21 protein-coding genes are annotated in these 20590 nt (G+C 46.7%); 16 read left to right on the plus strand and 5 right to left on the minus strand.

Annotation, left to right across the window (positions count from 1 at the left end; genetic code table 11):
- Positions 1-4 precede the first annotated feature (4 nt).
- Positions 5-481 carry a division/cell wall cluster transcriptional repressor MraZ gene (gene mraZ, locus HU824_RS02640; RefSeq protein WP_136008879.1) on the minus strand — a complete coding sequence of 159 codons (477 nt, stop codon included), beginning with the start codon at positions 479-481 and terminating at the stop codon, positions 5-7.
- A gap of 193 nt (positions 482-674) precedes the next feature.
- On the opposite strand from mraZ, the gene HU824_RS02645 reads away from it, so the two are divergent.
- Positions 675-824, plus strand: a complete 150-nt coding sequence (locus HU824_RS02645) for a hypothetical protein (RefSeq protein WP_176467995.1) — start codon at positions 675-677, stop codon at positions 822-824.
- Between the two features lie 131 nt (positions 825-955).
- Here HU824_RS02645 and HU824_RS02650 read toward each other — a convergent pair whose 3' ends face one another.
- Entirely contained in the window at positions 956-1459 is a 504-nt protein-coding gene (locus HU824_RS02650; RefSeq protein WP_176467996.1) for an RNA polymerase sigma factor, read from the minus strand.
- 561 nt (positions 1460-2020) lie between these two features.
- Here HU824_RS02650 and HU824_RS02655 point away from each other — a divergent pair.
- From HU824_RS02655 to HU824_RS02675, 5 genes are all read left to right on the plus strand, one after another.
- Positions 2021-2839 (plus strand): 1-acyl-sn-glycerol-3-phosphate acyltransferase, encoded by an 819-nt coding sequence (locus HU824_RS02655; protein WP_136008881.1) that lies wholly within the window; start codon positions 2021-2023, stop codon positions 2837-2839.
- Positions 2840-2883: 44 nt separating this feature from the next.
- Positions 2884-3861, plus strand: a complete 978-nt coding sequence (locus HU824_RS02660) for a GNAT family N-acetyltransferase (protein WP_136008882.1) — start codon at positions 2884-2886, stop codon at positions 3859-3861.
- 385 nt (positions 3862-4246) lie between these two features.
- Entirely contained in the window at positions 4247-4522 is a 276-nt protein-coding gene (locus tag HU824_RS02665) for a hypothetical protein (RefSeq protein ID WP_176467997.1), read from the plus strand.
- 79 nt (positions 4523-4601) lie between these two features.
- Positions 4602-5720: a 6-bladed beta-propeller gene (locus HU824_RS02670; RefSeq protein WP_176467998.1), complete on the plus strand. Its 1119-nt coding sequence runs from the start codon at positions 4602-4604 to the stop codon at positions 5718-5720.
- Positions 5717-6259, plus strand: a complete 543-nt coding sequence (locus tag HU824_RS02675; RefSeq protein WP_176467999.1) for a hypothetical protein — start codon at positions 5717-5719, stop codon at positions 6257-6259. Before HU824_RS02670 ends, HU824_RS02675 begins: the two co-directional genes overlap by 4 nt.
- Positions 6260-6277: 18 nt before the next feature.
- Here HU824_RS02675 and HU824_RS02680 read toward each other — a convergent pair whose 3' ends face one another.
- Entirely contained in the window at positions 6278-7606 is a 1329-nt protein-coding gene (locus HU824_RS02680; RefSeq protein ID WP_176468000.1) for a deoxyguanosinetriphosphate triphosphohydrolase, read from the minus strand.
- Positions 7607-7911: 305 nt separating this feature from the next.
- Here HU824_RS02680 and dut point away from each other — a divergent pair, with 305 nt between their 5' ends.
- The 4 genes from dut (at position 7912) to HU824_RS02700 (ending at position 12251) form a co-directional block, all read left to right on the plus strand.
- A complete protein-coding gene (dut, locus tag HU824_RS02685) occupies positions 7912-8346 on the plus strand; it encodes a dUTP diphosphatase (protein WP_176468033.1) in 435 nt (144 codons plus the stop codon).
- A 142-nt stretch (positions 8347-8488) separates the two neighbouring features.
- Positions 8489-10339, plus strand: coding sequence for a tetratricopeptide repeat protein (locus tag HU824_RS02690; RefSeq protein WP_176468001.1), 1851 nt, complete (start codon positions 8489-8491; stop codon positions 10337-10339).
- On the plus strand, positions 10314-10907 hold the full coding sequence (locus HU824_RS02695) for a DUF4292 domain-containing protein (protein WP_176468002.1): 594 nt from the start codon (positions 10314-10316) through the stop codon (positions 10905-10907). The genes HU824_RS02690 and HU824_RS02695 overlap by 26 nt, the downstream gene beginning before the upstream one ends.
- 42 nt (positions 10908-10949) lie before the next feature.
- Entirely contained in the window at positions 10950-12251 is a 1302-nt protein-coding gene (locus tag HU824_RS02700) for a murein hydrolase activator EnvC (protein WP_176468003.1), read from the plus strand.
- Between the two features lie 109 nt (positions 12252-12360).
- On the opposite strand, the gene HU824_RS02705 is transcribed toward HU824_RS02700, so the two are convergent.
- Positions 12361-13431 (minus strand): M20 family metallo-hydrolase, encoded by a 1071-nt coding sequence (locus HU824_RS02705; RefSeq protein ID WP_176468004.1) that lies wholly within the window; start codon positions 13429-13431, stop codon positions 12361-12363.
- Between the two features lie 142 nt (positions 13432-13573).
- Here HU824_RS02705 and HU824_RS02710 point away from each other — a divergent pair, with 142 nt between their 5' ends.
- From HU824_RS02710 to prfB, 3 genes are all read left to right on the plus strand, one after another.
- A complete protein-coding gene (locus tag HU824_RS02710; protein WP_176468005.1) occupies positions 13574-15379 on the plus strand; it encodes a long-chain fatty acid--CoA ligase in 1806 nt (601 codons plus the stop codon).
- 289 nt (positions 15380-15668) lie between these two features.
- Entirely contained in the window at positions 15669-16214 is a 546-nt protein-coding gene (locus HU824_RS19995; RefSeq protein WP_289222636.1) for a carboxypeptidase-like regulatory domain-containing protein, read from the plus strand.
- 213 nt (positions 16215-16427) lie between these two features.
- The gene (prfB, locus tag HU824_RS02720) at positions 16428-17543 is read left to right on the plus strand and encodes a peptide chain release factor 2 (protein WP_136008892.1); all 1116 of its coding nucleotides are present in this window, start codon (positions 16428-16430) and stop codon (positions 17541-17543) included.
- A 534-nt stretch (positions 17544-18077) separates the two neighbouring features.
- On the opposite strand, the gene HU824_RS02725 is transcribed toward prfB, so the two are convergent.
- Positions 18078-18341, minus strand: a complete 264-nt coding sequence (locus HU824_RS02725; RefSeq protein ID WP_176468006.1) for a hypothetical protein — start codon at positions 18339-18341, stop codon at positions 18078-18080.
- 215 nt (positions 18342-18556) lie between these two features.
- On the opposite strand from HU824_RS02725, the gene HU824_RS19625 reads away from it, so the two are divergent.
- Genes HU824_RS19625 through HU824_RS02735 form a run of 3 tightly spaced genes read left to right on the plus strand, consistent with a single transcriptional unit; the run spans position 18557 to position 20508 of the window.
- Entirely contained in the window at positions 18557-18691 is a 135-nt protein-coding gene (locus HU824_RS19625) for a hypothetical protein (protein WP_255260446.1), read from the plus strand.
- A gap of 19 nt (positions 18692-18710) precedes the next feature.
- On the plus strand, positions 18711-19178 hold the full coding sequence (locus HU824_RS02730) for a CYTH domain-containing protein (RefSeq protein ID WP_136008893.1): 468 nt from the start codon (positions 18711-18713) through the stop codon (positions 19176-19178).
- A gap of 34 nt (positions 19179-19212) precedes the next feature.
- Positions 19213-20508, plus strand: coding sequence for a DUF4010 domain-containing protein (locus HU824_RS02735; protein WP_176468007.1), 1296 nt, complete (start codon positions 19213-19215; stop codon positions 20506-20508).
- Positions 20509-20590 lie beyond the last annotated feature (82 nt).

Consider the following 20590-nt stretch of genomic DNA (forward strand, 5'->3'; position numbering starts at 1 on the left):
TTGTTTATAGCTTGTTTTCGTCACAACAAATATTTTCGTCTCCCAACAGTTCTTCAAGAGCCTCGCCGAACTCGTCGGGGGTCATGAATGGTTGGTCGGCACGTTCCTTGGCCCAAATCTCTATAGTGTTGTCCACGCCAATGAAGCGGACATCACTTTGTATACCCGCCATTTGCAGGTAACGTTTGGGGAGCAGGATGCGTCCGTTCCCGTCAGGGGTCACGACTTCCGCGTCACTTACGAACTGGCGGAAAATCATTTGTTGCTTGGCGTTCCATTTATTCAGCCGGTGGCGAAGTTGGTTTTGAGTGGCAAACCATACACTTTCCGGGTAGAGCACCAGGCAATCCTGATACACGTCCTTGCGCAATACGAGTCTTTCTTCAGAAGCGGCCTGCAGCTGTTTCCGGAAAGTAGCAGGGATGAAAACTCTTCCTTTTGCATCTGCCTTAGCCTCGATGTTGCCTAAGAATTGTATCATTTTTTACCTTATTATAATAAGCGACGGTAAAAGTACGCATTTCCCCACAATTCCCCACAATCTTTTGACTAAAATCTTAAGAAGAAGTTTTCAACACCTTGTTGATAGTTTATTCGTTTGATAATGAAGCTACTTTTGAAATGCTTTGCTGGTGGGGGATTTGTGCGGTTTCTCTAAAAAAAACAGTGAGGAGATGATGGCTTTCAGGATGAAAATCAGGCTGAGTAAGCAGGCAGGAGATGTGTCGGGTGGAAAGGCGGTCACACGGGCATTTGGCTGCTGCTGCACCGCACATTGGCTGAGACTGTACGTAGGGTCGCACCTGTGCACCGGAGCCACATAGCATGGATATCCCCGGTGTAGGCATATGTTTCTCTTTAGGTATCTTGATTGGTGTCTTATGATTGCCCAAGATAAACGTGTTTACTTTTTATCCGGCCAATCGATAAACAATTCTTTGTTGGTCCTACTCTTTTATCTGAAATCTTTCAGTTCTTGTTGCAGTTTCTGGCGGGTAAAGAAGATGCGGCTTTTTACTGTTCCAAGTGGGAGTCCCAGCTTTTCTGCGATTTCACGATACTTGAAACCGGAAACGTGCATGGAGAAAGGAATCTTGTACTCACGTGGCAGGGCATTGACAATGCGGTGCATTTCCTTCAGGTCGTAGGCGCTCTCTGTGCTGTCGAATGCGAGGTCATGTGGCGTGTTCAGGTGATAGAGATTGTCTGTGGTATCTACAAACGTCTGGTCGCGTACCACTTTGCGGTAATTGTTGATGAAAATATTGCGCATGATGGTATATATCCATCCTTTAAAGTTGGTATCAGGTGTATATTTCTCTTCATTGTCCAGAGCTTTTAATGATGTCTCTTGAAGCAGGTCGTGGGCCTCTTCGCGGTTGGAGGTTAATTTGTATGCAAAGCGTAATAAGTCGTTTTGAACTCCGAGCAGGTCTTGGGTAAATGTTCTGTTATTCATAATGGATATTTTTAAAATTATAGTTCGTTTTATTGATGATGCAAAACTACGGGTGATTCTTCTTTCTGGCAGGTGGAAATCAAACTTCTTTTGAGCTAAAATCTAACAATTGGCAGTTTTCGGGTGGTTTTAGTTAGTTTTCAGTGCATTGTTTTTATGCGTTTCTTTCAATTTGATTCCTATAAATGAAATCTATCAGTTTGTTGTGGTTTCTTGTTGTATTGGGGGTAAGTTGCAGCCGGCTGGTTATGAAGGAATTTAAATAGAACTTAATCCGGTGTGCGACCAAGAATAGCTATCCTGATTTTGTATATAATATTATCGTGGAAGCGTAACGGCTTGAATGAGTTTATACGCGAAATATAAGAGATGAGGCGATGATGGAGAAGGGAATCTTGAATTCCGGGCAGATGGATTTCGAACACACTTTCGGGGGGAGAAACTGTCGATTGATAGTTTTTAGGTGCTATTTGATAGATTTTGGGTGCAGTTTTCTGTCATTTTTTTGCGATTAATTAAAAAGATAAGTTAATTTTGCGCATTCATTTCATCAAAAGAAGAATGGCTGACGACTCTTTATTTTTGATTGACATAGACAAAATACTTCGGGAAAAGGCTCCGAAGCAGTCTAAGTATATCCCCAAGTTCGTGGTTTCTTATTTGAAGCATATCGTTCATCAAAAGGAATTGAATGTCTTTTTGCGGGAGTCGAAAGATAAAGTCGGTGTAGATTTTCTGAAGGCTTGTCTGGAGTTCCTTGATGCCAATATTGTGGTAAAGGGGGAGGAGAATCTGCCTAAAGAAGGGCTTTATACTTTTGTATCCAACCATCCTTTGGGTGGGCAGGACGGAGTGGCGTTGGGTTATGTCCTGGGCACCTTTTATGGTGGCAAGGTGAAATATATGGTCAACGACTTGCTGATGAACCTGCACGGACTGGCACCGCTCTGCATCCCCATTAACAAGACGGGAAAGCAGGCCAAGGACTTCCCGAGGATGGTGGAGGCGGGATTTGCTTCGGATAATCAGCTCATCATGTTTCCCGCAGGGCTTTGTTCGCGTAGGCAGAATGGGGTCATCCGTGACTTGGATTGGAAAAAGACCTTTATCGTGAAGAGTGTCGAAGCCCACCGTGATGTAGTTCCCATCCACTTCGAGGGGCGGAACTCCAACTTCTTTTATAATCTTGCCAATTTTTGTAAGATGTTGGGCATCAAGTTCAATATAGCCATGCTCTACTTGGCAGATGAAATGCTGAAGAACCGTCATAAGACATTTACCATCACCATAGGGAAACCTATCCCCTGGCAAACTTTCGACAAATCGAAAACTCCGGCCGGATGGGCGCAATATGTGAAGGATATTGTATATAAATTGTAGAGAGACTGTATTTGTATTTAAAGAAGAACTACTAACAAAGAAATATGGAAGATGTAATTGCACCGATAAGCAAGGAACTGCTGAAAGCGGAGTTGACTGAGGAGAAGCGCCTGCGTATGACTAATAGAAGTCATAACCAGATATATATCATTACTGCCCAAGACTCTCCGAATACCATGAAGGAAATCGGCCGTTTGCGCGAGATTGCATTCCGCGCTGCGGGAGGAGGAACGGGCAAGTCAATGGATATTGACGAATATGACATCATGGACAACCCGTACAAGCAGCTCATTGTATGGAATCCGGAAGCCGAAGAAATCTTGGGAGGATACCGTTATATCTTGGGTACGGATGTGCGTTTCGACGCGCAGGGAGCTCCTATTCTGGCCACTGCCCACATGTTCAACTTCTCGGACAAGTTCCTGAAGGATTATCTTCCTATGACTATCGAGCTGGGGCGGTCTTTTGTTACGTTGGAGTATCAGTCTACGCGTACCGACAGTAAGGGACTGTTTGCATTGGATAATCTGTGGGATGGCTTGGGCGCATTGACGGTAGTCATGCCCAATGTGAAATATTTCTTCGGAAAGGTGACCATGTATCCCAGCTATCACCGTCAGAGCCGTGATAAGATTCTTTATTTCCTTCGGAAGCATTTTGCCGATAAGGACAATTTGATTACTCCGATGAAACCGTTGATTCTGGAATCGGACGAGAATGAATTGGATGCTCTCTTCTGTAAAGAATCTTTTAAGGAAGACTATAAGATTTTGAATTGTGAAATCCGTAAGGTGGGTTACAATATTCCTCCGTTGGTGAATGCCTATATGAGTCTTAGCCCTACCATGCGCATGTTCGGTACAGCCATCAATTACGGTTTCGGTGATGTGGAGGAAACGGGAATCTTGATTGCTGTGGACGAGATTCTGGCAGATAAGCGTATCCGTCACATCGAGTCATTCATAGCGAACGAACCGGAGGCGTGCAAGTTTACGTCGGGAGCGAATAAGGTAGTTTCTTGAAAGAAATATCAGAGAGAATAGTGTGAAGCGTAGCAAACCGGCTGAAAGGCCGTTTGCTACGCTTTTCCTGTTTTAAAGTCAGACTCGACCGGTTTTGGTAAGTGACTTTTCCTAAGAAGTTGTTGGGATGAGATTCAATAGGTTTTAAAGAGGTGCCGTATGGTTTCAAGTATGATTTATCACAAGCAGATAGACATCATGAATATCAATGGCTGGCTCAGACGATTAATCTGGGCGCATCATCCGCCTATACCTGAATGTTCTATTTATTGTGTTCCCAATGCTTGTAATGGGATTGCCAATCTTAAAATATAGTCTGAATATCTGCATATCTTGTTTATTTTGTTTATATTTGTCATATTAATTCCTTTAAAAAGGAGGTATTATGAAAAGCATTATGAAGGTTTTGTTTGCATTGTCTGGGCTAATATTGGTAGGAGCAAATGTTTATTCTTCACAAAGAGGTAATGTTGCTGAGCAAAATGTGGAGAGCTTGTCTGCTGCCAGTGCTAAAACGGGAACTCCTATTGTTCGCCAGGTGAATTTCGAAGTATCAGAAACTGTGACGACTTTTGATGAAATTACAACTTGTATGTCTGGAACATCGCAGATTTGTAATGCAGGTACGGTTCATGTTATAGTTTCTAATCCCCGTAATTGACTTTGTTGTGGTTGAAAGGATAGAGGGTATGCTGCTTGTGATATCAAGGCATACCCTTCATTTTTAAATTTGTATATTTATGAAGCATCTACTTTTTTTAATGTTAGCACCTTTTATGTGCTTATCTTGTGGTAATAAGGGACATAAAGACTTACAAACAGCTTATTCGATGAATTTGGATACTGCCTTGCAGCTATTGCCGGAAATAACAGATGTGGAATGTATTCCTTTGGAGACGAACGATGCATCGCTGATTGCTGATATAGACAAGGTGTTGTATTGCAATAAAACGTTTTATGTCTTTGATAAAGTAGGGAAAAAGGTTCTATTGTTCGATAGACAGGGGAATTTCTTAAAATCCATTCATAAGATAGGGCAAGGACCTGGTGAATATACCGAACCGTGTGATATGGATGTTGACGGGGAAGGAAATATTTATTTGGCGGATTGGGCTACCCAAAGTATCATTATGTATAGAAGTGGTGATGAAAATAATTATGAGGTCAATCGGATAGGAGCATATTTCCTTGATTTTGCGGTAGTAGGAAATTCAGTCTATCTGGGGCTTGTCTATCAAGAAGGAGAGGCTCGCCAGAATTTGGTAGTTTGGAGTAAGGAAAAAGAAAAGACTATGGTGTTGAAGAACAATCTTTTGCTGGAAGGTAATAAATTGCCTTATAGAGCCAAACATTATATTTTTCGTTCAGATGATAAAGTGTATTATTATGAGCGTTTTAATTCGTATATTTATCGGTTGGAGGAAGGTAAGGCTGATTCCTGTATCAGTTTCTCTTCCAAGAAGATTCCAACGGAAGAAGAGGTGAAATTGTGGGCGCAAAGCGATCCGGAAGAACAGATTCAGAAAAGTTTTCAATATATAGCGGATGTGTCTGCTTGCTATGAGACTGATGACTGTATCTTTATTGTTTTCCAATCAATTCCTGCCAGCTATGGTATGATTGATAAGAAAAGTGGAATGAAATATTATGTGAGTTCCAAAGATGTGGCAAGCATTCCGGCTATGGGCGTTTGTGCGATAGCAGAACAATCTTTTGTTTCTTATTTTAATCCGGCAGATAAAAAAGCGGAAAAAGTGCTTCATGCAATTTCTGATACGAAGAAAGTGGAAAAGTTGCGTGCTTTGCCAGAAGATGCCAATCCGGTTCTTTTACTCTTTAAATTTAAGAATAGAGAATGAGAATTTGTGGTTTGTTGTTTTGCATGATGCTCTTAACCTCTTGTCGGGACGTTGAAAAAGAAAGCAAAATTGCCGATGTGGAAAGTTGGATTGGAAAAGAGATTCAATTTCCAACAGATGGAGTTTTTACTCGTATGGGAAGAGACACTGTGTTCTGTTTCCCAAAGTTTCCTTATACGATAGTCAATTATATTGATTCTGCTGGTTGTGTCGAGTGTAGGCTTCGGGCATTGGAATGGAAGGATTTTATGAATAGATTGGAAATGAAATATCCTGGAATGGTATCACTGCTTTTTTATATTCAGCCAAAAAATATGAAAGAATTGATATGGATTTTGAGGGGAGATGATTTCAGTTATCCGGTTTGTATTGATAAAAACGGAGATTTTAATAAAATGAACCAATTGCCTTCTGATGAGGCCTTTGGAACTTTCCTGTTGAATGCGAACAAGGAAGTTCTGCTTGTTGGTAGCCCGGTTGGCAATAAGTCTTTGGAACGATTATATATGGATGAATTTGAACATTATAAAAAGTTTTAGCTTGTCGGGTGTAGTCTCCTACACCGCTGGCAAGCTATTCCCGTTTATTTTTCTGTAAAGGTCGAGTGCAAATACATCCGTCATTCCGGAGATGTAATCCAATACCGCCTGTATTCTTTCGTAGAGTACAGGCGCTTTTATATTGTACTGGCCCGATACGCGGTTGATGAGCAGTTGCGAATAGGCCTTTTCCGGAGAACATACGGCATCTATCATCAGCTCGAGCAGGGTGCTGATGATGCGGAAACCTGCAAGCTCGATGTCCAGTACGTCGCGTGAGCGGTAAATCCTCTTCATCGAGATGTCTGCACAATGCTTGTAGGCATTGGCGGGCACTTCGGATATATGGTTGATGAGGCTTCCTTCAAATTCTCCTTCCAGAATCTTTTCTTCATTGTCGATAAAGGCTTGCACGCACTCCCCGATAAGCAGCCCGATGACGCTGGAACGCAGATAGGCTATCTGTTCATTGGTATCGCTCACTATCTCCATCGTTTTCAGCCGGTGCGCCTGGCGTTCTTCCGAGAAGTAGGAGAGAAGCAGTTCTTTGGTTTCCTGCGTGGTCAGGATTTTCAGCTTGTGGGCATCCTCGATGTCCATCATCTGGTAGCAGATGTCGTCGGCGGCCTCTACAAGATAGACTAACGGGTGGCGGGCATATTTCAGCGGGCTGTCGTTCAGTTTCTTTATGCCCAGTTCTTCTGCTATGCGGCGAAAACTTTCTTCCTCTGTGATGAAGAAGCCGAATTTGGACTTTTTGCCTGCAAGACTTGATGAAAAGGGATATTTCACGATGCTTGCCAGGGTGGAGTAGGTAAGTACGAACCCTCCTTTCCGCCTTCCCTCGAACTGGTGGGTGAGCAGGCGGAAAGCGTTTGCATTCCCTTCAAAATGGGTAAGGTCTTCCCATTGCGCGGGTGTCAGTTGTTCTTTCAGGGGCATTCCTTTTCCTTCGGAGAAAAAGGTGGAGATGGCACGTTCTCCCGAATGTCCGAAAGGGGGATTTCCCAAGTCGTGTGCCAGACAGGCGGCGGAAACGATGGAGCCTATTTCGGTGAGGTAGCTGCCTTGCAACTCCGGGTGGCGGGCAATGAGGGCTTTCGATACATCGTTGCCCAGCGAACGGCCTACGCATGATACCTCGAGGCTGTGCGTCAGCCGGTTGTGGACAAATACGCTACCGGGAAGAGGGAATACCTGGGTCTTGTTTTGCAGACGCCGGAAGGGTGCGGAGAAGACGAGGCGGTCATAGTCCCGTTGGAACTCCGAGCGGTTTTCACGACGTTCCTGATGGAACTCTTCCAGTCCGAAACGTTTGGCAGATATGAGCGTATTCCAATTCATCATGAGGCTATTTACTATTTGACGATTTGATGTTTACGATTGAAGTTACTATTATTTAACTGCAAATGTATCACTATTTTGTGTAAAAAGTCGTATTTTCGCCCAAGTTTGTAGTGAAATGCCACGGCTCTTTCATTTAAAGGAGTCATTAGGGGGTAACTCAATTGAGTTGCTTCTGTTAGCTCCCTAACTTCTTTGAATGAAAGAACCGTAGTGAAACACAAATGAATCGCGAAACTTGAATTACTCGAACCGTAAGAATAGAAGTAGCTCCAATTGTAAATCGTCAAATCGTAAATGAGATCATGCTGAACGTACAAATCATCAATAAATCAAAGCATCCGCTTCCGGCTTATGCCACTGAGTTGTCTGCGGGAATGGATATCCGTGCAAACCTTAATGAACCTATCTCGCTGGCTCCAATGCAGCGCTGCCTGGTGCCTACGGGCCTTTACATCGCTCTTCCGGAAGGATATGAGGCGCAGGTGCGTCCGCGCAGCGGACTGGCCATCAAGAAAGGGATTACCGTGCTGAACTCTCCCGGAACAATCGATGCCGATTACCGGGGAGAAGTCTGTGTGATTCTCGTCAACCTTTCCGCGGAAACCTTTGTTATTGAAGATGGGGAAAGAATTGCCCAGATGGTGATAGCGCGTCATGAGCAGGCAGTCTGGCAGGAAGTGGAAGTGCTGGATGAAACGGAACGTGGTGCCGGAGGCTTCGGACACACAGGTAAAAAATGAATGGATATTGTCTCGTTTGACAGACACTTGTGCTTGTCGGCTCAGACACGGGTGTCTGTCGCAACAAAGGCTTGTATCTGTCACGTCAGACACAAGTGCTTGTCAAACGGGATTTTTAAGTTAAGAATTTGTAGCTAAATAGATGAAAATCAGACTGAAAATATTCATGCTCCTATTGGCGGCCTTTCCCTGGCTCACCTCTTGCGGGGCATTGATTGGGGGAATCGTTGGCGGTATGACGGCCGGGGTGGCTCCCGTTGTCGCATCCCATGCCGCTGCCAAGAAGGAAAAGAAGAAGGCGGGCAGGAAACCGGAACAGCTTCCGTCGCAACTCACCCCTGAACAGCAGCGCCGTTACGACTACTTCTTTCTCGAAGCAGCCCGCCTGAAAGTACAGAAAGACTATGACGCGGCTTTCGACATCCTGCAGCATTGCCTGGCAATAAATCCGAACGCTTCATCGGCCTTGTATGAGATGGCCCAATACTACATGTTTCTCAAGCAGGTGCCGTTGGGGCTGGCCGCGTTGGAAAAGGCGGTGGAGAATGCTCCCGACAATTACTGGTATGCCCAGGGACTGGCCAATCTGTATATGCAGCAAAACGAAACGGAGAAAGCCGCTACCTTGCTGGAGGATATGGCGGTACGTTTTTCGGACAAGATGGAGCCGCTGTACAACCTGCTCGAGATTTATAACCGGCAGGAGGAGTATGACAAAGTTATCGGCATACTGAACAAGCTCGAAGAGCGGATGGGTAAGAATGAACAGCTCAGCATGGAGAAGTTCCGCATTTATCTGCAAAAGAAGGACGACAAGAGCGCCTTCCGTGAAATAGAAAGTCTGGTAGAAGAGTATCCCAACGACAGGCGCTATCAAGTGGTGCTGGGGGATGTCTATATGCAGAACGGGAAAAAGCAGGAAGCTTATGAGATTTACAAGAAGGTGCTGGCAGAAGAGCCGGACAATGCAATGGCCATGTACTCATTGGCTTCTTATTACGAAGAAACCGGGCAGAAGGAGCTGCATGAACAGCAACTGGACACGCTGTTGCTGAACAAGAAAGTGGCGTCGGACACCAAACTGAACGTGATGCGGCAGTTCATCGTGCAGAATGAGCAGGCCGGCAAGGACAGCACCCGTGTCATTACCCTTTTCGACCGCATCATGGAGCAAGACCCCGATGAAGCACAATTGCCCCTGCTGTATGCCCAATATCTTCTTTCCAAGGGAATGAACAAGGAGGCCTGGCCGGTTTTGCGCCAGGTACTTGCCATAGACCCTACCAATACGGCAGCGCGTATGACTCTGCTGGGTGAGGCTGTGCGTCAGGAAGACTACAAGGAAATAATGAACTTGTGCGAAGCCGGTGTCGAATCCAATCCCGATATGCTGGAGTTTTATTTCTATCTGGCCATTGCCTATAACCAGGCGGAACGGACGGATGATGCCCTTGCTGTCTGCCAGAAGGCCTTGTCGCACGTCAAGGACGACAGCAGGAAAGAGGTCGTATCAGATTTCTATGCCATTATCGGTGATGCCTGTCACAGCAAGAACCTGCATGCAGAAGCGTATGCGGCTTATGATTCCGCTTTGGTGTACAATCCCTCGAACATCGGTGCCTTGAACAATTACGCATATTACCTTTCCGTAGAACGCCGCGACTTGGACAAGGCGGAAGAGATGAGCTACAAGACAGTGAAAGCCGAACCTGCCAATTCCACCTATCTCGATACATACGCATGGATATTGTTTGTCAAAGGCAATTACGCCGAGGCGCGTCTCTACATAGACGAGGCGATAAAGAACGACAAGGATAGCAGCGACGTGGTCTTGGAGCATTGCGGAGACATTTATTACATGACGGGCGATGCCGAAGGTGCCTTGAAGTATTGGAAGCAAGCCTGGGATAAGGGCAATCGCTCTGATACGTTGAAACAGAAAATACAAAAAAAGAAATATATATCAGATGAAACTAAACCTACTGAACAATAATGATGCAGCAAGGGCATGCCGCCTTTTGTCTTTGCTGATGTTGCTGGCTGTGGGGCTTGCCGGTTGCAAGACTTCGAGCCACTCGGGTGCTCTGTCCGGAGAGTCGGCCTGCCTTTCCTCCAAAGTGCAGCTGACGGTACCTCATAAAGATGCCACTCTTACCGTGAACGGTACGATGAAGCTGAAGAAGAAAGAATGCATGCAGATCTCCTTCTTGATGCCGATACTTCGTACGGAGGTGGCACGTATGGAAGTCACCCCGGATGAGATTCTGCTGGTCGATCGTATGGGAAAGCGTTATGTCCGTGCAACACGTAAGGAACTGAAGAATGTACTGCCCAAGAAGGCAGATTTTGCCCATCTGGAAAAACTGCTTTATGCCGCTTCCAAGCCCAATGGCAAGAAGGTGCTTACCGGCAAGGAACTCGGTATACCCTCTCTGGAAAAGGGAAAGATTGAACTTTCCAACTTCTCGGATAAGCCTTTTGTACTGACTCCTACCCAGCTCTCACAGAAATATAAAGAGGTGGAGCTGGAGGAACTGCTGGAAATGCTGATAGACCTTTGATTAGTTGATAATTGACAGTTGTTGGATAATCCCTCATAACTTATGAAGCTTCTCCTGTTCTTCTTTCTCCTCCTTTTGCCGGTTTCTCCGCTCCTTGCCCAGTCCAACAAGCTGATTAAGGAACTGGAAAGCAAGCGTGGTGCCTTGCAGCAACAGATAGCGGAGTCGGAGACCCTGTTGATAACCACCCAAAAGGATGTGGGAAGCCAGTTGAAAGGCCTTGCTGCACTAACCGGACAGATAGAAGAACGTAAACGTTATATTCTGACTATCAATAATGATGTGGAGTCCATAGAGCGCGAGTTGTCTTCATTGGAGCGCCAACTGACCCGTTTGCAACGTGATTTGAAGGATAAGAAGCAGAGGTATGAATCGTCCGTTCAATATTTGTATAAGAACCGTTCCATTGAAGAGAAGCTCATGTTCATCTTCTCTGCCAAGAGCCTGGCGCAGACCTACCGCCGCATGCGCTACGTACGCGAATATGCTACTTATCAACGCCTGCAAGGCGAGGAGGTGTTGAAAAAGCAGGAACAGGTGAACCGCAAGAAGACTGAACTTCAGCAGGTGAAGGCTGTCAAGGAGGGATTGCTGAAAGAACGTGAAGAGGAAAAAGTCAAGCTGGAAGCACAGGAGAAGGAACAGAAGTTGCTGGTAGCCAACCTGAAAAAGAAACAGCGGGGATTGCAGAACGAACTGAACAAGCAACGCCGCGAAGCCAATCAGCTCAATGCACGTATTGACCGCCTGATAGCGGAAGAGATAGAGAAAGCGCGTAAGCGTGCGGCAGAAGAAGCGCGCCGTGAGGCTGCCGCACGTAAAAAGGTTGGTGAGAAAACTGAAAAACCAGCAACTGCCTCTACGCCCGCAAAGTCGAAGGCACAGCCTTTGGAAACCTACTCCATGAGTAAGGCAGACCGTGAATTGTCCGGGAACTTTACTAATAATCGCGGTAAGTTGCCGATGCCCATCACCGGAGCGTATATCATCACCAGCCATTACGGCCAGTATTCTGTGGAAGGTTTGCGCAATGTCAAGCTGGACAATAAGGGCATCGATATACAAGGAAAGCCGGGTGCCCAAGCCCGCGCCATCTTCGACGGCAAGGTGGCAGCAGTCTTTAAACTGAACGGGCTGTTCAATGTTCTTATCCGCCATGGAGATTATATATCTGTTTATTGCAATTTGTCATCGGCTTCAGTGAAGCAGGGTGATGATGTGACTACCAAACAGATTCTCGGACAAATCTTCTCGGATGGGGCCGACAATGGCCGTACGGTGCTGCACTTCCAATTGAGGAAAGAGAAGGAGAAACTGAATCCGGAGCCGTGGCTGAACAGATGATAGTCTCAATTGTATACTGAGATACCTCTGTTGCAGTATGCTTGATAACAATGGTTTATAAATGGAGACCCAGTGTGGATAAAAAGTGACAATGCTCACCCCTTTCCTCTTATATTTTTGTCCCTTCCAATAGCTTCAGATACATCTCTATCGCTTCTTCAATCTCTTTGATAAAGATGAATTCGTCGGCAGTGTGTGAACGGGCGCTTTTTCCCGGTCCCATCTTCAGAGAAGGGAAGGGCATCAGTGCCTGGTCGGACAAGGTGGGTGATCCGAAGGGAGTACACCCCATGGCAATAGCTTTTTGCACTACCGGATGCTCCGGGGCTACGTGCGAGGAGCTTAACCGGAAGGAGCGGGCTTTGGCTTCACACGTGATGTGTTTCCGTATTTCATCAAATAGCTCTTGATTAGTATAACACTCGTTGCTGCGGATGTCTACGACAAAAGTACAACGGTCGGGAATGACGTTATGCTGTGTGCCGGCATTTACCATAGTTACACTCATTTTCACGGGACCCAGCAGGGAAGATTCTTTGGGGAAATGGTAATCACGAAACCAGGCAATATCGTCCAATACCTTATATATGGCATTGTCCCCTTCGTTTCGGGCAGCATGTCCCGATTTTCCGGTAGCAGTTACATCCAGCACCATCAAGCCTTTTTCTGCAATGGCAGGTTGCATCTCCGTCGGCTCGCCTACAATGGCAAACTGTATGGGGGGCAGTTCCGGTAGCACGCACTCTATTCCACCTTTGCCCGAAACTTCTTCCTCGCACGAGGCAAGATATATCAGATTGTAGGCCTGGGTGGTGCGGCACAGCGTGAGGAACACTTGCAGCAGGCTGACAACACTTGCTCCGGCATCATTGCTGCCCAGCCCATAGAGCTTTCCGTTACTTTCCAGCGTGGGGGTAAAGGGGGCTTTCCGCCACCCGTTGACGGGTTTTACGGTGTCGATATGCGAATTCAGCAGCAAGGTCGGTTTCTTTAGGTCAAACATCGGGCTGAGGCACCACACATTGTTGCCTTTACGTCCTGTTGCCATGCCTTGCATCTCGATATAGTCTTGCAGATAATCCGCCGCTTTCTCCTCGTCGCGGCTCAGGGAAGGAATGGCTATCAGTGATTTGAGCAATCCGGTTGCTTCGGAAGTTAAAGTCGGTATATCGTAAATCATATTCAGTAAATAAATAATCCAGCTGCAAACTTACGAATAAAAAACGGAAAGGAGCACCCATATTGAATAATTACCCGTTAATATCGAATTAGTTTCAAATGAAACCACTACCTTTGTGCCGTATTTATCAATATCAAAAGTTATGACTTATCATCATTTGTCTGTTCTGGTGCATCGCCAGGCAGAGAAGTATGGAGACAAAATAGCCCTGAAATATAGGGACTATGAAACTGCGCAATGGATACCCGTCTCATGGAAGGAGTTCTCGCTGACTGTACGCCAGACTGCCAATGCCATGGTAGCTTTGGGAATAGAGCCACAAGAGAACATAGGTATCTTCTCGCAGAATAAACCCGAATGTCTCTTTACCGATTTCGGTGCATTTGCCAACCGGGCGGTGACCATACCTTTGTATGCCACCAGTTCACCGGCACAGGCACAATATATTATCAACGATGCACAGATACGCTATCTGTTTGTGGGCGAGCAGTTTCAGTATGATGCCGCTTTCAGTGTGTTCGGCTTCTGCCACTCCCTGCAGCAGCTCATTATCTTCGACCGTGCTGTGGTGAAAGACCCGCGCGACATGACTTCCGTCTATTTCGATGAATTTATGGCAATGGGTGAAGGATTGCCGCACGATGCCGTTGTAGGGCAACGTACCTCAGCCGCTTCGGACGACGACCTCGCCAATATCCTTTATACTTCCGGCACTACCGGTGAACCGAAAGGTGTCATGCTCCATCATTTCAATTATCGGGAAGCTTTCCGCATCCATGATATCCGCCTGCCTTTCATGACAGACCGGGATGTTTCCATGAACTTCCTCCCGTTGACGCATGTGTTCGAGAAAGCATGGACCTACCTCTGCATCCACCGGGGTGTGCAGGTCTGTGTCAATCTACGTCCGCAGGATATCCAGACTACTATTAAAGAGATACGCCCCACGCTGATGTGCAGTGTGCCCCGTTTCTGGGAGAAGGTCTATGCCGGCGTGCAGGAGAAGATTGCCCAGGAAACCGGCTTGCGTAAGGCTATGATGCTGGATGCCATCAAGGTGGGCAAGGCGCACAACATAGACTATTTGCGTTTAGGCAAAAAACCGCCCATGATGCTCCATTTGAAGTATAAGTTCTACGAAAAGACCATTTATGCCCTGCTGAAGAGGACGATAGGCATCGAGAACGGAAACTTCTTCCCTACAGCCGGTGCTGCCGTGCCCGATGAAATCTGCGAGTTCGTACATTCGGTAGGCATCAACATGGTGGTAGGTTATGGCCTGACGGAGTCTATGGCTACCGTATCCTGCTTCCTCAACGAAGGGTATGAGATTGGTTCCGTAGGTACGGTAATGCCCGATGTGGAGGTGAAGATCGGCGAGAACAACGAGATACTTCTTCGTGGTAAGACCATCACTACCGGCTACTACAAGAAACCGGAGGCAACGGCTGCTGCCATTGACGGTGACGGATGGTTTCACACGGGTGATGCCGGTTATCTGAAGGACGGACAACTGTATCTGACGGAACGCATCAAGGACTTGTTCAAGACCTCCAACGGAAAATACATTTCGCCGCAGGCATTGGAAACGAAGCTGGCCATAGACCGCTACATCGATCAGATTGCTGTCATTGCCGATGAGCGTAAGTTTGTTTCAGCTTTGATAGTTCCCGTTTATGGCTTTGTGGAGGATTATGCCAAAGAGAAAGGCATTGCATACGGCAATATGGATGAGTTGTTGCAACATCCCAAGATACAGGCGTTGTTCCGTGCCCGTATCGATACCTTGCAGCAGCAATTTGCCCATTATGAGCAAGTGAAGCGTTTCACGCTTCTGCCCGAACCATTCAGTATGGAACGCGGTGAGCTGACGAACACGCTGAAGCTGAAACGTTCTGTTGTGGCAAAGAACTACAAAGGACTGATTGATAGGATGTACGAAGAATAGAACTTTGTTTTTTTGTTTATAACCGTCCGACCTGGGATGAAGCTTTTTCATTCCAGGCCGGACGGTCTGTTTTTTATCTCCTTCTTCTGAACAGAAAGAAACTCCCCTCCCTGCACGCAAGAAACTAATCATCTTTTGTCGCGTTGCCGGGGAGGAGTTCTCTTGTAGATAATGAAAGTCTCACTCTTAGGCGAGGGAGAGAAGGGGGATGCCGTAATCTGCTTAAAACCATGCAATAAAGCACCGGTTCTGCCAGCAGCCCAAAATTCTCTCCTCCCCCATTACCGGTATCGTTATTTCAGCTGAAGGCAATGAACCGATTATCGGAACTTCCGTATTGGTAAAAGGAAGCACTACCGGAGGCGTAACAGATTTAGACGGCAAATTCACTGTTACAGATGCGCCCGCAGGTGCCACGACACTGCAAGTGTCTTTCGTAGGTATGATAACACAAGAAGTTCCCATCACTCAGGGAACGATAAGAGTCATATTAAAGAATGATGCCAAGCTGCTGGATGAAGTGGTGGTAATGGCATTGGGTATTGCAAAGAAAGAAAAATCACTGACTTGCTCTACTCAAGTGGTGAACGGTGACGAATTGGCACGCGTGAAAGACCTCAACATGATGAACGCGTTGGCCTGTAAGATGGCAGGTGTGCAGATCAATAAGAGTTCATCCGGTTTGGGTGGTTCTTCAGAGATTATCCGTGGTAACTGTTCTGTAAGCGGAAGTGGCCAGCCGTTGTATGTGATAGACGGTGTATCGTTCGGTTCCTCCACCGATGAAAGTACGGCAACTATCTTTACGGCGATGTCGTTTCTGGATGGGATGTGACAATGGTAGACAAGGATTTTTCTAAGAAATGAAAGCTTTTTCGGTACCTTGTCTTTTGAATGGTCTGGGCACGGATTCATCTTCTATACCACGACTTATTGAACTGATAGCTGCGAAATTATGCGTTTTTTTCATACCTTTGCCGTCCGAAGTCGGATTGATAATACCAACTTCAATCGTCAAATCGTAAATTGTCAAATCGTAAATAGACTCATGATTACCGCAGAACAACTGAAAGATATCAAAGAACGTACCGAAGCGTTGAACCGCTATCTGGACATTGAAGGAAAGAAGATACAAGTGGAAGAAGAGCAGCTTCGCACCCAAGCTCCCGGTTTTTGGGACAATCAGAAGGCTGCCGAGGCTCAGATGAAGAAGGTGAAAGGCCTGCAACAATGGATTTCCGGCTACAATGAGGTGAAGACTTTGGCCGATGAAGTGCAGTTGGCCTTCGACTTTTACAAGGACGAACTGGTGACTGAGGAGGAAGTGGATGATGCCTATGCTAAGGCAATCGCTGCCGTCGAAGCCCTCGAGCTCAAGAACATGCTTCGCGAGGAAGCCGACCAAATGGACTGTGTGCTGAAAATCAACTCCGGTGCCGGTGGTACGGAAAGCCAGGACTGGGCAAGCATGCTGATGCGTATGTACCTGCACTATGCCGAGACTCACGGCTACAAGGCTACCATTGCCAACCTTCAGGAAGGAGACGAGGCAGGTATCAAGACTTGTACCATCGAGATTTCCGGTGATTATGCCTATGGTTATCTGAAAGGTGAGAACGGTGTGCACCGCCTGGTGCGTGTTTCGCCCTACAATGCCCAGGGTAAGCGTATGACTTCTTTTGCATCCGTGTTTGTCACTCCTTTGGTAGATGATACCATCGAGGTGAATATCGAACCTGCTCGCATGTCATGGGATACCTTCCGAAGCGGTGGCGCCGGTGGACAGAACGTCAACAAGGTAGAATCCGGTGTCCGTCTGCGCTATCAGTACAAAGACCCCTATACGGGTGAGGAAGAAGAAATCCTGATTGAAAATACCGAAACACGCGACCAGCCTAAGAACCGCGAGAATGCTCTCCGCCTTCTCCGTTCCATGCTCTACGATAAGGAACTCCAGCACCGCATGGCCGAGCAGGCCAAGGTGGAAGCCGGCAAGAAGAAAATCGAATGGGGTAGCCAGATTCGTAGCTACGTCTTCGACGACCGCCGCGTGAAAGACCACCGCACCAATTTCCAGACCAGCGACGTGAACGGTGTGATGGACGGAAAGATAGACGGCTTCATCAAAGCTTACCTGATGGAATTCGCGGGAAGCGGAGAATAGCATGTTCCCCTCCTGAATGCTATTACACTGAGTATTTCCGATAAACTGACTGATTAAAGTTCCCCATTCTTAATAAAGATGGGAAACACTTTAATCAGTCAGTTATTGAATCCGGAGGTTCTGATGTTCGGAAGCAGCGGATGAAGAACATCCGCTACAACAGAGAACAAATCTGTTAACAATAGGAACAAAATCCCTTTTACGGCAAAGGAAGGCATTTCTTCTAACTAATCCCCAAACCCCTAAAAGAAATCAAAACGTTTACTCCCGTCATCATAATAATAGAGATATAATACCAAACTTGGTGTTCTATATTTATAGTAAACAAGCATAAAACAGACATGCCCAATATGAAAAAATGGAATATATAGATAATATCAAATATGATACAGTTCTTATTTTATAAGACTTTGATAGTAGGAGACATGATATACATATAAGTAATAAAGTCATTATTATAGTCCCCAATCCAAAATTATGACACTGTCCAAAATTTTGTGTAAATGGAAACAGGATTTAGCTGTAAGTTTGTTCTTATATGGCGGTGTGTACAACGCGCGGATGGAAGAGCTTGGCTCCGTCCTTGTTCTCTTTCGTGGATTGAATAGTTTTGTAAAGTACTGGCATAATTCTAAATGTGTTTGATTTGAATAATTTCGTGTTCTGTGTATTAAGCTTAACGACATTGCAAAGATACGGCAATTTTTTTTCTCCGACGGGGCTTTTCGGGGCAAGGCGTTCCACAAAACGAAAACTTTTTCCCGGACGCTTGCCTGCTTTCACACCTGCATTATTCATAGCGGGGAGTTAAAGGCCGATAGTATAGCCCATCAGCCGGAGTACCGGCTTCTAACTCCTAAGCCCGAAGGGCGATAACTCCTTCCAACTCCCGATAACTCCTCTGAATGAAAAAGCCGTGCAGAATTGCGGAAAATTCTTCCCCTTTCATTTGCATTCTTCCCGAATTTGCCTTTACTTTGTTCATCGTTGAACTTTAAACTAAAAAACACGCCATGGGAAAAAGTAAAAAGAAAGCAATGCACAGCCAGAAGGAAGAGCAGCAGGCCAAGGAAGTGATGCTGACGATGGGAGTGATAGCCATTGTGCTGGTCATCGCCATGTTTGTGGCCTATTCTTACTGGGGCTGATAAAACCATCGGAAACAACATGCCGCAGGAGATAGAACGGAAATTCCTCGTAACGGGAGAATACAAGTCGCAAGCCTATGCACAGAGCCGCATCGTGCAGGGATACATCAGTAGTGCGCGTGGACGGACGGTGCGGGTGCGCATCCGTGACGGACGGGGATTCCTCACCATCAAGGGTGCGTCCAACGAATCGGGAACCAGCCGCTACGAGTGGGAAAAGGAAATCCCATTGGACGAAGCGCGGGAACTGCTGAAACTGTGCGAACCGGGCATCATCGACAAGACCCGCTACCTGGTTCGTAGCGGACAGCATACTTTTGAGGTGGACGAGTTCTATGGCGAGAACGAGGGGCTGACCGTGGCCGAGGTGGAACTCTCCTCGGAGGACGAGCCTTTCGTGAAACCCGCTTTCGTCGGAAGGGAGGTGACGGGAGACGCCCGTTACTATAACTCGCAACTGATGAAGCACCCTTTCACCACATGGTAGCAAACCAATTGTACGTCGTGCTTGTTTAATCGTCATGGAGAAACTTTACGACTACCTGCCGAGAGAATTGGTTACTTTCCTTCTGGTCACCGTATTCTCTTTACTCATCGGGCTTTCACAGCGGAAAATCAGCTTGAAGCGCGAAGGGGAGACTACGCTTTTCGGCACCGACCGTACCTTCACCTTCATAGGCATTCTGGGCTATTTGCTCTATATACTCGACCCTGCGGATTATCGTCTGTTCATGGGAGGGGGAGCCGTGCTGGGACTGTTGCTCGGGCTGAATTATTACGTGAAGCAGTCACAGTACCATGTGTTCGGAGTAACTACCATCATTATTGCGCTCATCACCTATTGCATAGCCCCCATTGTGGCCACGCAGCCGTCGTGGTTCTACGTCATGGTCATAGTGACCGTCCTGCTCTTCACCGAGCTGAAGCACACCTTCACGGAACTGGCCCAGCGCATGAAGAACGATGAGATGACAACGCTTGCCAAGTTCCTTGCCATCAGCGGCATTATCCTTCCGATGCTGCCCGACAAGAATCTCATTCCCGGCATCAACCTGACGCCCTACAGCATTTGGCTGGCCACGGTGGTCGTGTCGGGCATTTCCTATCTTTCCTATTTGTTGAAGCGCTACGTCTTCCGTGAATCGGGTATTCTGGTTTCGGGCATTGTGGGAGGCTTGTACAGCAGTACGGCCACTATTTCCGTATTGGCGCGAAAGAGCCGCAAGGCCTCTGCGCAGGATGCTCCCGAATATGTGGCAGCTATGTTGCTGGCGGTCAGCATGATGTTCCTACGTTTCCTGATATTGATAGGCATTTTCAGTTGGGACACGTTGCTGGCTGTCTATCCCTATCTGCTGATTATGTCGCTGGTGACGGCCACCGTGGCATGCTATCTGCATTCCAAGCGGAAACGGACGGACGACGGCACGCAGGCTGAGGAAGAAGAGGAGGGCAGTAACCCGTTGGAGTTTAAGGTGGCGCTGATTTTTGCCATACTGTTTGTGGTGTTCACTATCCTGACCCACTATACGTTGGTGTATGCCGGCACGGGCGGACTGAACCTGCTCTCCTTCGTTTCGGGCTTCAGCGACATCACTCCTTTCATCCTGAACCTGCTTCAAGGAACGGGCAGCGTGGCAGTGCCGGTGATTACGGCTTGCACCATGCAGGCTATTGTCAGCAATATAGCGGTAAACATGTGCTACGCATTGTTCTTTGCCGGTGGGAAAAGCCCTTTGCGCCCGTGGATATTGAGGGGAATCGGCTGTGTTATTGCCGCAAACATCTCTCTGTTGCTGTTTTTCTATTTTCTCTAAATTGCTGTCTTTTTGCTTTTTTAACTCCGAGAATCTCGTAAATGTATGGAAAGAGGTTATTTTTGCCAAACCTATTGTGACA

Source organism: Bacteroides sp. L10-4 (genome assembly GCF_013373675.1).
GTDB classification, from domain to species: Bacteria; Bacteroidota; Bacteroidia; order Bacteroidales; family Bacteroidaceae; genus Bacteroides; species Bacteroides muris.

Coding starts and splice junctions, on each gene's coding strand:
- mraZ (WP_136008879.1), bottom strand. CDS start 481: ATGATACAATTCTTAGGCAACATCGAGGCTAAGGCAGATGCAAAAGGA.
- HU824_RS02645 (WP_176467995.1), top strand. CDS start 675: ATGATGGCTTTCAGGATGAAAATCAGGCTGAGTAAGCAGGCAGGAGAT.
- HU824_RS02650 (WP_176467996.1), bottom strand. CDS start 1,459: ATGAATAACAGAACATTTACCCAAGACCTGCTCGGAGTTCAAAACGAC.
- HU824_RS02655 (WP_136008881.1), top strand. CDS start 2,021: ATGGCTGACGACTCTTTATTTTTGATTGACATAGACAAAATACTTCGG.
- HU824_RS02660 (WP_136008882.1), top strand. CDS start 2,884: ATGGAAGATGTAATTGCACCGATAAGCAAGGAACTGCTGAAAGCGGAG.
- HU824_RS02665 (WP_176467997.1), top strand. CDS start 4,247: ATGAAAAGCATTATGAAGGTTTTGTTTGCATTGTCTGGGCTAATATTG.
- HU824_RS02670 (WP_176467998.1), top strand. CDS start 4,602: ATGAAGCATCTACTTTTTTTAATGTTAGCACCTTTTATGTGCTTATCT.
- HU824_RS02675 (WP_176467999.1), top strand. CDS start 5,717: ATGAGAATTTGTGGTTTGTTGTTTTGCATGATGCTCTTAACCTCTTGT.
- HU824_RS02680 (WP_176468000.1), bottom strand. CDS start 7,606: ATGATGAATTGGAATACGCTCATATCTGCCAAACGTTTCGGACTGGAA.
- HU824_RS02690 (WP_176468001.1), top strand. CDS start 8,489: ATGAAAATCAGACTGAAAATATTCATGCTCCTATTGGCGGCCTTTCCC.
- HU824_RS02695 (WP_176468002.1), top strand. CDS start 10,314: ATGAAACTAAACCTACTGAACAATAATGATGCAGCAAGGGCATGCCGC.
- HU824_RS02700 (WP_176468003.1), top strand. CDS start 10,950: ATGAAGCTTCTCCTGTTCTTCTTTCTCCTCCTTTTGCCGGTTTCTCCG.
- HU824_RS02705 (WP_176468004.1), bottom strand. CDS start 13,431: ATGATTTACGATATACCGACTTTAACTTCCGAAGCAACCGGATTGCTC.
- HU824_RS02710 (WP_176468005.1), top strand. CDS start 13,574: ATGACTTATCATCATTTGTCTGTTCTGGTGCATCGCCAGGCAGAGAAG.
- prfB (WP_136008892.1), top strand. CDS start 16,428: ATGATTACCGCAGAACAACTGAAAGATATCAAAGAACGTACCGAAGCG.
- HU824_RS02725 (WP_176468006.1), bottom strand. CDS start 18,341: ATGAATAATGCAGGTGTGAAAGCAGGCAAGCGTCCGGGAAAAAGTTTT.
- HU824_RS19625 (WP_255260446.1), top strand. CDS start 18,557: ATGGGAAAAAGTAAAAAGAAAGCAATGCACAGCCAGAAGGAAGAGCAG.
- HU824_RS02730 (WP_136008893.1), top strand. CDS start 18,711: ATGCCGCAGGAGATAGAACGGAAATTCCTCGTAACGGGAGAATACAAG.
- HU824_RS02735 (WP_176468007.1), top strand. CDS start 19,213: ATGGAGAAACTTTACGACTACCTGCCGAGAGAATTGGTTACTTTCCTT.